This is a genomic window from Embleya sp. NPDC059213, assembly GCF_042754445.1.
Lineage (GTDB): Bacteria > Actinomycetota > Actinomycetes > Streptomycetales > Streptomycetaceae > Embleya.
Genome location: NZ_JBHZAV010000250.1, coordinates 1 through 11,922 on the forward strand (window position 1 = coordinate 1; position 11,922 = coordinate 11,922).

Annotated in this window: 8 protein-coding genes; 7 read left to right on the forward strand and 1 reads right to left on the reverse strand. The window is 70.8% G+C overall.

Features of this window, described 5'->3' with window-relative positions:
• Positions 1 to 1,976 (reverse strand): tetratricopeptide repeat protein (locus ACFXMF_RS43620; RefSeq protein WP_380021165.1); only part of this gene is annotated, 1,976 nt, incomplete at its 3' end.
• Between the two features lie 187 nt (positions 1,977 to 2,163).
• Between ACFXMF_RS43620 and ACFXMF_RS43625 the strand changes: the two genes are divergently transcribed.
• The 7 genes from ACFXMF_RS43625 (at position 2,164) to ACFXMF_RS43655 (ending at position 11,845) form a co-directional block, all read left to right on the forward strand.
• On the forward strand, positions 2,164 to 2,322 hold the full coding sequence (locus ACFXMF_RS43625; RefSeq protein ID WP_379991788.1) for a hypothetical protein: 159 nt from the start codon (positions 2,164 to 2,166) through the stop codon (positions 2,320 to 2,322).
• Positions 2,323 to 2,947: 625 nt separating this feature from the next.
• Entirely contained in the window at positions 2,948 to 4,360 is a 1,413-nt protein-coding gene (locus ACFXMF_RS43630) for an SAVMC3_10250 family protein (RefSeq protein ID WP_379991787.1), read from the forward strand.
• A gap of 639 nt (positions 4,361 to 4,999) precedes the next feature.
• Complete coding sequence (locus ACFXMF_RS43635; protein WP_379991786.1) at positions 5,000 to 5,323, forward strand: hypothetical protein; 324 nt, start codon at positions 5,000 to 5,002, stop codon at positions 5,321 to 5,323.
• Positions 5,320 to 8,190: an FxSxx-COOH system tetratricopeptide repeat protein gene (fxsT, locus tag ACFXMF_RS43640; protein WP_380017680.1), complete on the forward strand. Its 2,871-nt coding sequence runs from the start codon at positions 5,320 to 5,322 to the stop codon at positions 8,188 to 8,190. The genes ACFXMF_RS43635 and fxsT overlap by 4 nt, the downstream gene beginning before the upstream one ends.
• Positions 8,191 to 8,607: 417 nt before the next feature.
• Positions 8,608 to 9,012: a hypothetical protein gene (locus tag ACFXMF_RS43645; RefSeq protein WP_379991784.1), complete on the forward strand. Its 405-nt coding sequence runs from the start codon at positions 8,608 to 8,610 to the stop codon at positions 9,010 to 9,012.
• Positions 9,009 to 10,598: a hypothetical protein gene (locus tag ACFXMF_RS43650; RefSeq protein ID WP_379991783.1), complete on the forward strand. Its 1,590-nt coding sequence runs from the start codon at positions 9,009 to 9,011 to the stop codon at positions 10,596 to 10,598. The genes ACFXMF_RS43645 and ACFXMF_RS43650 overlap by 4 nt, the downstream gene beginning before the upstream one ends.
• 1,055 nt (positions 10,599 to 11,653) lie before the next feature.
• Positions 11,654 to 11,845, forward strand: a complete 192-nt coding sequence (locus ACFXMF_RS43655) for a hypothetical protein (protein ID WP_380021167.1) — start codon at positions 11,654 to 11,656, stop codon at positions 11,843 to 11,845.
• Positions 11,846 to 11,922 lie beyond the last annotated feature (77 nt).

Here is an 11,922-nt window from a genome sequence, read left to right on the forward strand (position 1 = left end):
TCCTCCCGCATCTCGGCCAGCTCGGCCAGCGCGAAGGGGTGTCCGGCGTCGGCGGCTTCGCGGTAGAGGTGTTCGGCGCCGTCGTGGTCGCCCGCCTTCTTCCGCATCTTGGCCAGCCGCGTCAGCGCGGAGGGGTGTCCGGCGTCGGCGGCTTCGCGGTAGAGGTGTTCGGCGCCGTCGTGGTCGCCCGCTCTTTCCCGCAGCTTGGCCAGCTCCATCAGCGCTTTGGTGTTTCCGGCGTCGGCGGCTTCGCGGTACAGGCGTTCGGCGTCCTCGTGGTCGCCCGCCTTCTTCCGCATCTTGGCCAGCCGCGTCAGCGCGGAGGGATGTCCGGTGTCGGCGGCTTCGCGGGCCAAGTGTTCGGCGCCGTCGTGGTCGCCCGCCTGCTCCCGCAGCCCGGCCAGCTCGGCCGGCACGTGTGGGTCGCGGGTGTTCGCCGCTTTGCGGAACAGGCGTTCGGCGTGACGCAGTCGGAGTCTTTCGAGTGCGGCTTGGGCGAGGTTGAGGGTGTCGTCGGTGGTGTGTGCGTGGTCGTGGGCGGCGGTCCAGAAGGAGGCGCGGGGGCACTGGGCGCCGCGGGTGTGGCGGGCGTGTTGTTCGAGGTAGTCGGCGAGGCGGTAGGTCGGACCGCCGGCCGAGGGCGGGTTGTGGGTGCGTCGTCGGGGTCGGATGCGGGTCAGGGGCGCAACCGCGCCGTGGACGCTGGGGACGTTGGTGGCGTAGGCGAGGGCTTGTTCGAACCAGTCGTCGGTGAGGGCGTCGGATTCGTGGTCGGTGAGGTAGGCGTCGGCGGCGTCCTCGAGGAACGCCTGGCGTAGGACGGGTCCGTGGCCGAGGCGGCGGGCGTCCATGGCCGCCTCGATCACCGACCGTCCGCCGGGCGGGGCGAGTTCGTAGCGTTTGAGCAGCGCGAGCGCGCCCGCCAGATACTGGGTGACGCGCCCGTCGTCCCCGCTCGCGAGGGCGTTCGCCAGCCGCGGGTCCTCACCCACCCGGGCACGCACCGCCTTCAGATCGGTGCCGGTGAACGCGTCGGGCACGGACAGATCGGTGCCGGTGAGCAGGGCGCGTGCCTGCGCGTGCGGGTCCGGGTCGCCTACGGGGGGTCTGGTGGTGAGGGCACTCCAGAAGGGGTCCGGCCACAGCGTCGCCAGAACCAGGACCGGCCCGCGCCCCGGATCGTCGAGCAGCTCGCGCAGGCCGGTGGCGATCCGCTGCCCGACAGCCGCGGGTTCGAGGTAGGTCTGGGCCTCGTTGAGCCAGACCACCGTGCGCGGCCCCACCCGCGACAGGCCGGCCACTGCGGCCTCGGCCGGGCTCGGGTGCAGCGGATGCCACAACCGCCACCCGTCCGGCACGCCCTGCAAGGCTTCCCAGCAGGCGCGGGTCTTGCCGGTGGAGGACCCGGCCACCAACGTGACCATCACGCTCTCCCCGCCGACCGCGCGCTCGACCGCCTCGCGCAGCACCCGGTCGTGGTCGCGGGGCACATACACCGGCAACACCGGCAGCACCGGCAACCCGGACCGCGTGTGTTCGGGGGCGTCGATCGCGCGGTGCACCTCCAACGCGAACGGATCCGTGAACTCGCGGACCGGCCGCCCGACGAAACCGCCCCCACCGTGGGCGGGTTCGCCGCGACGGGGTGTGTGGGGTCGTCCGGCGGGGCGGCGTTCGCGCACCGCCTCGCCGCGCAGGCGCTCCCAGGCCGCGACCGGTGTCGGAACGTGGGCGTTGTCGCGCCGGTGGGCCTCGTGTTCGAGCCAGGTCACCAGGAACGCGAACCGGCCGGGGTCGGCCGGCACGACGCTTCCTTTGAACCAGTCGCCGAGCGAGGTGGTGCTCAACGCCACCGAGGGCTCCCGGCCGGCGCCCTGGCGGACGATTCTCGCGTACGTGGGTGATCCGGCCCGCTCCCACAACCGCCGTAGTGACCGGGCCAGTTTCGCTGTCTTGTCCTCGGTGTCACCTGCCACGTACCCGACCCTCCCGCCGTCCGGATCCGGATCCGGACCGGACGCCCACCGGAAATCCCGCCTCCCCGGACCCAGCAGCCTAGAGACGGACGCCCGGCCCGGGGGCGGTCGCCGGAAAAACGTCCGTGGGCGCTCGATGGGGCGACACGAACCCGCCCGGGGTTCGCACCCACTCGGGGAGCACACCGTGAACGACGACCGGCCCACCGGCGGCCCCACCCCCGCGCGCCGAGACCGCCTGGTGCGCGCCGCCCGATCCCTCGCCGCAAGCACCGCGCGCGGCCTGGCCACCGGCACGGGCACCGCCGCGGGCACCTGGATCGTGTGGTGGATCACCCACCACTGACCCCGGCGTGAGGTGCGGGACCGGGTGGTAGCGGCCGTCCATGACGATCACGGTCCCGACGGACCCGATACTGGCTACGCCGGTCGAAGCCCTCCCGCGCACCGGAGTGTTCGAACCCAAGTGGTCGACGCGTCGGAAGGGAGAGGCGAACTGGCCCTATATCTCCCCTTTGAGCACCGGGCGGAAAAACTTTTCAAGATCTTTTGTGGGTGGTCAAAGAGGGGCGTAAAGGACTGCGTTAACGGGCCGGGGACGGTCGCCGGGACCCGTCGACGACGGTGCGGCGCCGTCGACAACGGCCCGTTGACGACGACAGGCGCCAACGCCGGCGACGCGGTGCCGCCATCACGCCGCCCCGACACCGACGACGATCGCCGGTACAGCCGCCGGTCGCCGCCGGTACCGGCGCCGGTACAGCCGGCAACAGGCATGTATTCGGAGTCCGCGGTATTCGCCGCTGTGCGCGGTGAGGCCAGAGGGCGTAGCCGACGATCGATGTCGCGGGGTGTGCCCGGTGAATCGTACGTCGTCGCCTTTGTTTCACCCGAACGGGCGGCACGGAGCCGGTAGTCTCGGTCTCCGTTGCCGAGGGATCCGGGCGGTGTGCGTGGAGCGGGTCGCGGTCGTGTTCGTTCACGGGTTGTTCTCGTCGGCCCGCACGTGGGGCGCGTTCCGCAGCCTGATCGAGGCCGATCCGGACCTCGCCGGGATCGACCCGTTCGATTTCGAGTACCCGTCGCCGAGGCTTCGTTACAGCCCACTGAAACGCATCCCCGACTTCGACACGCTGGCGGACGGCCTGGGCACCTTCCTCGGCACGCTCCACCATTCCCGCGTGATCCTCGTGTCGCACAGCCAGGGCGGGCTGATCGTCCAACGACACCTCGCCCGGACGGTCATGCACGCGCGGGGCGAAGATCTCGCGCGGATCGCACGCGTGGTGATGTTCGCCTGCCCCAACTCCGGTTCCCAGCTCTTCCAGACCCTGCGACGAGTCACCGCACGGGGGTTCCTGGCGCACCCGCAGGAGCGGGCACTGCGCCCGCTGGACGACGCCGTCCACGAGGCCCAACGCGTGGTCCTCAACCGGGTGGTCCACGCCGACTCGGTCGCCTCCGACCAGTGCCCGGTGAAGATGTGCGCCTACGCGGGCGACCAGGACAACGTGGTCACACCGGCGTCCGCCCGCGGCGTGTTCCCCGACACCGGCGTCCTGCCGGGCGACCACTTCTCGATCATCCGACCGGACTCCGCCGACCACCTCGCCTATCGCGTGCTGAAGGCGAACATCGTGGCCGCCGTGGGAACCCCGACCCCCGCAGGGATCGTCGATTCGCAAGTCCGCGACTACGTCTACGTATCCGCACGCAAGGTCGGCCGCATCGCGCGAACCCTGGGCCCGGCCGTTCGGGCCCGGGTGGAGGGCACCTCCGATGCGGACGAGGGTCCGTTCCCCTGGTGGAAGACTGCGGCCGGCGCGGGCGAGCGGGCTGAGGACGTGATCGGGCTCGTGTCCGAGGTCGAGAACGCGCTGAATCGAGAGCACGGCGTAAAGGATGTCGACGACGACGCACTGCGGGCCGGCCATTGGTTCCGGCTTCGCGGCGTTCCCATGGTCTTCTGCCTCCCGGAGTCGGGTGTCGACGGCGTGATCTTCGTCGGCGAGACATTCGGAATTCGATTCGCGCTCGGTGGCTCCGCCGAATACCTGCTCGATCGGCCGACACGACACCCCGTCCCCGACTACCGGCGAGAGGCCGCTTCCAGCCTGATGGGGACGCGAGCCATGCTGCGAAAGATCGTGGATCTGGAGCGGCAGGGAACCGTGGAACCCGAGGAACATGTCGAGTTCCTGACGGAGGACGACTACAGAACAAGAATCCTGAGCTCCGAGTACGAGTGGTTGACACGCACGCTCCAGTCCGGTTGGCAGCCGATGACCACGCTCGCACGTTGCCTGCATGTGGACACCACGTCGGGCGGCGCGCGCACCGTACTGGCGACACCGCTGTACGTGGCCTTCTCCGTACCCGAGTGAAGCGTGCTCGATGATCGTGGACGCCGGCTCCTCACCGCGTAATCGCCAAATGCCGGACGCACCGGACGCCGGGGCGCCACGATTCGACGCCCGCGCCGACCACACTCCTGCGGACGCGGACGTGATCGGCCGGTTTTCGGTTCGTAGGAGGCGGTGGTGCCAGCGCGTCCTACGGCTCCAGGTCCGTCGGATCCAGGTCGGCTCGGATAGCTGGTAACAGGTACGTATTCGGACCACGCGGTATTCGGATGAGAGGTCGGCTCATCACGGTCGGGATGGTGGCGCTTGGGCCGGATCGGGTCGCGACGACGTCTGCCTGACATGTCGATCCGCGCCCGCGCCGCCCGTGCTCCGCAGCCGGCTGCGCTGGCGCGCATCGGTGATGTCGACGTCTGGGCTGCCGTCGAACGCGCCGGGTCGTGCCGACACGGCGTCTGGCGCTGCCCGCTTGCCGGTCCGTCGTGTCGCCGCACGACGGTCGCCCGGTCGATGTCCCTGTCGCACCGCCGGAGACCCGGCCCGACCCGTTCCTTGCCCGTGTCGCCGCTCGTTCCCGAGACTTGATCATGCCTGTGGTCCGACGATGGGTGTGTGACGGGTTGGCGGAAGGCGTGTCTGGTGGTTGTGGCGGTCGTCGGTGTGGTGGCGGCGGTCGGGTTGGTCGTGATGCCGGTGGTTGCCGATCTCGACACGGCGGCCGCGGTGGGCAGTGTGGTGGGGGCGGTGGTGGGTATCGCGTCGACGTGGGTGTCGGTGGCGGCGTTGCTGCGTTCCGGGTCGACGACGGTGTTTGCGGATGGCGGGTCGAACGCGGCGGGTGGGGACATGCGCAATCCCTCGGCCCGTGACACCGGTTCCGCTTCGGGCCCGCCCGCGGTTGCGGGGTCGGGTGTGTTCGCGTCGGGTGGGTCGAACGCCGCAGGCGGGGACATGACCGATCCGACCGCGCACCGCGGCCCGTGACACGGTGGCGCCGCCGCAGGCGGGCCGCCGACGCTCCCACTGCGGCGCCGGGTGTCTCGGCGACGGCGGGGTCCAACGCGGCGGGGCGCGACCTGGTCAACCCGGTGGCGATCCGTGCCGAGTTCGCGCTGCCGCCGGAGGCGTACGCGCCGATCCCCGAAGTCGCCGCTCGTGCGGGGGTGTCGAACATTCGCCGCGTCGTGCCGTTCGTGGGCCGCGCCGGCGAACTGGGCGCGCTGGAGGCGGCGTTCGCCCGAGCCGGTGAGGTTGTCGTGCACGCGGTGCACGGGCTGGGCGGGGTCGGCAAGTCCGCGCTCGCCGCACACTGGGCCGCGCACCGGGGCGAGCAGGTGCGGTGGTGGATCACCGCCGAGGATCCGACGAAGGTCGACGCGGGATTGAGCGCGCTCGCGCGGGCCCTGCACCCCGGGCTGGTCGGGTTGCCCGCCGAGTTGCAGACTCAGCGCGCCTTCGCGTGGCTCGCCGGGCACGATGACTGGCTGCTCGTGCTGGACAACGTCGAGGACCCCGCCCACATCGACCCGCTGCTCGACCGGGTCGCGGGACGGGGCCGGGTCCTGGTCACCACCCGTCGCGCGACCGGCTGGCACCGCCACGCCACCACCATCCGACTGGGCGTTCTGGAATCGGCCGATGCCCTCGACCTGTTCACCCGGATCCTCACCCACCAAGGGCCGCGCGAGGTCGACGGGGCCGCCGCGGTGTGCGCGGAACTCGGGCACCTGGCGCTGGCGGTGGAACAGGCCGCCGCGTACTGCGCGGAGACCGGCACCGCACCGCTCGCCTACCTCGACATGCTCGACCGATGGCCCGCCGCGATGTTCGCCGCCGCCCCCACGGGCGGTGACTCCCGACGCACCGTCGCCCGCATCTGGAACCTGACCCTGGACCGCCTCGCCGACACCCCCCTCGCCGCAGAGCTGCTGCGGATCCTGGCCTGGTACGCCCCCGAAAACATCCCCCGCGACCTCCTCGACGCCCTCGCCGGACCACCCGAACTCACCGCCGCGATCGGCCGACTCGTCGCCTACAGCATGATCACCGACAACCGAGACGGCACCCTGACCGTCCACCGCCTCGTCCAGACCCACGCCCGCACCCCCGACCCCGACGACCCCCACCGCCGATCCGACGACATCGCCCACGCCCGCGACAGCGCCGCCGCACTCCTCGCCATCGCCTTCCCCACCGACGTCAAACACCCCGCGAACCTGTCCACCTGCCGAACCCTCCTCCCGCACGTCGACGCCCTCACCCGCCGGCACGCCCCCGACCACGACACCGCCCACACCGCCCGTGCCCTCGACCGCGCGGCCAGCTACCGACAGTGGCAAGGCGCACTCGCCCCCGCCATCCTCGGCCTCCAACGCGCCGTGACCGCCCGCGAGCGGGCGTCGGGGGCCGACCACCCCGACACGCTGGACTCCCGCAACAACCTCGCCGGCGCGTACGAGTCGGCGGGAGATCTCGGGCGGGCGATCCCCTTGTACGAACGCACCCTCGCCGACTCCGAACGGGTGTTGGGTGCCGACCACCCCGACACCCTGATCTCCCGCGGCAACCTCGCGGCCGCATACGAGTCGGCGGGGGATCCGGGGCGAGCAATCCCCCTGCACGAACGCACCCTCGCCGACTTCGAGCGGGTGCTGGGTACCGACAACGCCCTGACACTGACTGCCCGTCACAATGTTGCGCACGCCTACGAGTCGGTGGGGGATTTGGGGCGGGCCATCCCGCTGTACGAACGCACCCTCGCGGAGCGGGAGCGGGTGTTGGGCATCGACCACCCCGACACCCTGACCTCGCGCAACAACCTCGCCGGCGCGTACCGGTCGGCGGGGGATCCGGGGCGGGCGATCCCCCTGCAGGAACGCACCCTCGCGGAGCGGGAGCGGATACTGGGCACCGACCACCCCGACACGCTGAACTCCCGCAACAACCTCGCGCTCGCGTACGCGTCGGCAGGGGACCTGGGCCGGGCGATCCCGCTGTACGAACGCACCCTCGCGGAGCGAGAGCGGGTGTTGGGCATCGACCACCCCGACACGCTGAACTCCCGCAACAACCTCGCGTTCGGGTACGCGTCGGCGGGGGACCTGGGGCGGGCAATCCCGGTGCACGAACGCGCCCTCGCCGACTTCGAGCGGGTGTTGGGCGTCGACCATCCCAACACGTTGAACTCCCGCAACAACCTCGCGCGGGCGTACGCGTCGGCGGGGGATCCGGGGCGGGCGATCCCCCTGCACGAACGCACCCTCGCGGAGCGGGAGCGGGTATTGGGCACCGACCACCCCGACACGCTGATCTCCAACGACGACCTCGCGCGGGCCTACGCGTCGGCGGGGGATCTCGGGCGGGCGATTCCGCTGCACGAGCGCACCCTCGCGGAGCGGGAGCGGGTGTTGGGCACCGACCACCCCGACACGCTGAACTCCCGCAACAACCTCGCGCTCGCATACACGTCGGCGGGGGATCCGGGGAGGGCGATCCCCCTGCACGAACGCACCCTCGCCGACTTCGAGCGGGTACTGGGCATCGACCACCCCGACACGCTGAACTCCCGCAACAACCTCGCCGGCGCCTACCGGTCGGCGGGGGAACTTGGGCGGGCGATTCCGCTGTACGAACGCAATCTCGCGGAGCGGGAGCGGGTATTGGGCATCGACCACCCCGGCACCCTGACCTCGCGCAACAACCTCGCCGGCGCGTACCGGTCGGCAGGCGATCCGGGAAGGGCGATCCCCTTGTACGAACGCACCCTCGCCGACGCCGAGCGGGTCCTCAGCCCCGGTCATCCGTTGATCGCAGCGGTGCGAGTCGGCCTGGAACGGGCGCTGTCCACGTAGCACGGCAATGACGGCCACCCGCCGGGTGGTTACCGCGGTCCAGGCTCGAACAGGCGTGAGCGTCCGGCGCTCGAACAGGTCACCCGGGAGCGACGTCCCGAGCAGTGGGAGGCTGTGACGGTGCGCCCTACGGCTCGACGTCCGCAAGATCCAGGTCGGCTCGGATAGCTGGTAACCGGCATGTATTCGGAGCCCGCGGTATTCGCCGCTGCGCGCGGTAAGGCCAGTGTGCGTAGCCGACGATCGATGTCGCGGGGTGTGCCCGGTGAACCGTACGTCGTCGCCCCGCCGGCGGACACCCCTGTGCCCGACAACGCGCCCCACGACATGCTGTTGACCCTTCCGCCGCAGACGCCGGCCGTCGGGGGCGCGGGCGGCGAGACGCAGGCTCAGCCGTGGGAGATCGTGCCGCGCGCGGTGTACGAGGAGATCCACCTCGCCGCGAGCCGCATCAACCCCCAGGTCGGTCGAGCCGCCGACCTTCCCGAAGAGGTGAAGGCTGCGCTGTACGCCGTGGCCGGCAATCCCGAACCCTCCTACGAGCACCTGAACGTGCTCATGATGCGTCACAGGAAGGAGTTCGGGACCACCGCGTACGCCCAGCGCCTCGGTCAGGCCCTCGTCGAGCTTCGGGTCGCCCTGACAGTTGCCTCCTCGGCCGGAGGCACCGGGTACGTCCTCGTGGCCGGGACGAGAACACCGTCGTGGACGGCTCGTCGGCGTGCGAGGGCCCGGTCGATCGAGGCGAGTGGTGCCCCTGATGGGTCGACACGTGCCACGATGTCGTCGGAGCCCATCAACCGTGTACCGGGGGGCACATGAAGGAGAACGGTTGCGTCGTAGCGATTCTCTGGTGTGTCGCGCTGGTCGTCCTGGGTTCGACGGATGAAGGGCTCGGCAACCTGTTCATCTGGGGCAGTGTCATCGCCGGCGGGGTATTCCTCTGGGACAAGTCGGAGCCGGACCGGCGGAAAGCCAAGGGCAAGAAGCAGGCCGAGCAGGCGCGTGCCGCAGCGGCGATCGAAGACGAAAGGGCGAATGCCCAGGTCGCGGATTGGACGAAGCGTCGCTTCGGGATTCCGGACCACGCGAAGATCGGCGAGTACCGCCCCGGACCGGCCTCCGAGGTGGCATCGGCGAGCCCCGCGCTGGAGCGCCTGCGCACCGTTCGCGTCCGTGTCTCCTCCGACTTCGTCGTGGCCATACCCGATGCGAAGCAGGCCCACGGGGTCTTCGAACGGATCGCCCTGGGGCTCGTCGAGATGACCTCGAAGGAGGGCGAGTCGCTCGCGGCGTGCCTGCGGGCACTCGTCGTCAAAGGCTTCGACCGAGGAAGCTTTCGTTTCCAGGACATGTACCCTCCGCACGATTGGGGTCCCGTCCAACACGGCTCACGACCGACTTTGGGGACGATGCCCTGCGTCGTGCGCATCCACGCGTGGGCGGACGCGCGACGCACACTGGTGCGTCCTTTCGATCGGGACGCGGCGGATCGACTGGACGCCGTCGTGCGTCGTACCGAGGGCATCATCAGGGACGTCTACTCCCCTGCCCTGGCCTTCGAACCCGGCCAACCGGTGTTGCATGCCGGGCAATGGGAGAAGCACCTGCCGAACCTTCAGGCGGAACTCGCCTCGGCCAATGACAGACTCGCGACGTTCCTGAAGCAGCCTCCGAGGCCACGCCTACAGCCTCCCGAGTACGCGATTTTCAAACACGACGTGGTGGCGTCGACCATCGCCGAACAGATCACGGACTTCCTCACGCGGCAGAGCCGTCGATTCGAAGCCCTGTCCGTCGACCCGTCACTGATCGGTACACAGGAGACCGAGTTCGGGGCATGGCTCCTTGAGGGATTCCTCACCGGCGAGGTGCCCGCGCGATTCCGGAAGGCCACGATCGAATGGTTCGAGTCGGTGACGACATGGGACGAGCGCACGGCCGATCCCCGCCTCCGGGCCCAGCTCCACCTCGTGTGCATGGCCTTTTCCATGAACTATCTACTGGAGGTGTTGAAGCGCATGCCGGAATACGCGGATCGATCGGGCCAGGGGAAGAAGCTCGACGGGATCGTCGTCAACGGAAACGTCGGGGTCATCAACACGGCCGAGTCGTTGCGGATCATCAACTCGACCATGGCGGGAATCATCGATCGTGGGGACGCGCGGACCGCGGACGCCGTGAGCGAACTCAGCGCGGCGGTCCAGGAGGATCCGAACCTCACCGACGAGGTACGCGCGCAACTGCTCGACCATGTCGCCGACGTCGCGGAGGCCGCGGCCGTGCCCGACGAACCCCGAAGGCTGAACCGGGCCCGCGCCGCCCTGGCATCGATCACCGCGGCGGCCGGCGCGTCGTCGCGGATCGCGCAGGTCGTGACCGAGTGGCAGGACGTCTTCCCGAGCTGACCCGGCCCGGCCGGACGCGCACCGTTTTCGTGTCGGGTTCGGTCGAAGTCGCGGCGCAGGTATCCGCGTTCATCGACGCGCCGGTACGCGCGACGTCGCCTCGGTGGGCGGGTTCTAGGCGTCGGCGGGCGGGACCAGGGCTGTTGCCCATGCCTCGATCGAGCGCGGGGCGTCGTAGACGAAGGCCATGTCCAGGGGGGTCGGGCCGGACCTGACGCGGGACGCCCACCGGTCGGGGCGCGCGGAAAGCGTTCGCCACGGCCCCGCGTCTTCGGTGCAAAAACGTCCGTTTTCATGACGTGACGTCGCCGTGGTCGCCGCGCGGGACGGTCCGGTGTGTTGCACACTCGGGGGATGGACGCCGGCGGACGTGTGGACCGCGATCGTCGGGACCGTCACGGCGTCGCGCGTGACGGCGCGTCCTACGGCTCCACGTCCGCCGGGTCGAGGTCGGCGCGGATCGCTGACGGTGGCGCTGGCGCCCGTCAGCGGCCGTCGACGATCGCCGACGGCGATCGTTCGCGGGCGGTCGGCGTCGACCGCGCACCGGCGGCGGTAGCGGCATCGTCCGACGGGCGTCAGCACGATGGAGACGCAGGTCGTCTGTCGGCACCGTGAGTTCGCCGTCGGCCGTGTGCCGCCCCGCCGCGCCGGAGTGTCAGCGGCACCGGCGATACCGGCGGCGATGCGGCGGCGTGGCGCCGCTCGACGACGGCGACAGCGGCGCGATTGGCGGTGCCGCCCACATTGCCGCCAACAGCGTCAGCGGTACCGGCGGCGATTGACGGCAGTACCGGCGGCGCCGGCGGCGGCACCGGCGCGGGTGCCGTGAACCCTGTCGGACGCCGCGTCGCACCACGAGCACTCGCGACACCGACCGCTTCGTCAGTGCAGGTCAGAAGCCCGCTGCTCGCCCAACTCGGCGCGCGTGGACCGTCGTTGGTGTGGCTAGTCTGCGGTGTGTGGTTCAGCGGGCCGCCGCCGAAAAAGGCGACGGCCCCCGGTTGCAGCCGGGAGCCGCCATTCACACCGATCCGACAGATGGGGACCAAAAAATGCCCACCGACGAACCACGCCCATGCTGCCACGACCGACCCGAGCCGGTCAGTGTCCGCCCCCGCCGACGCCGATGGGCCTACACCGGACTCGGCACCCTGCTCCTGGCGGTCGTGATGGGCATCGGTGAGGAAGCCGGACACCTCGTGGTCTCCGACGCCCTCCCCGCCGTGCGATCCATCGTCCGCTAACTGCCCCGCGGACCCCACGAGCCGGTGTCCGGTGAGACCCCCCCGGTGTCAACCGACACCCCCGCGGGGGCACCCCG

What these genes read in the sequence shown, in the direction of transcription:
- ACFXMF_RS43655 (WP_380021167.1), top strand. Translation starts at nt 11,654, where the DNA reads ATGCCCACCGACGAACCACGCCCATGCTGCCACGACCGACCCGAGCCG.
- ACFXMF_RS43650 (WP_379991783.1), top strand. Translation starts at nt 9,009, where the DNA reads ATGAAGGAGAACGGTTGCGTCGTAGCGATTCTCTGGTGTGTCGCGCTG.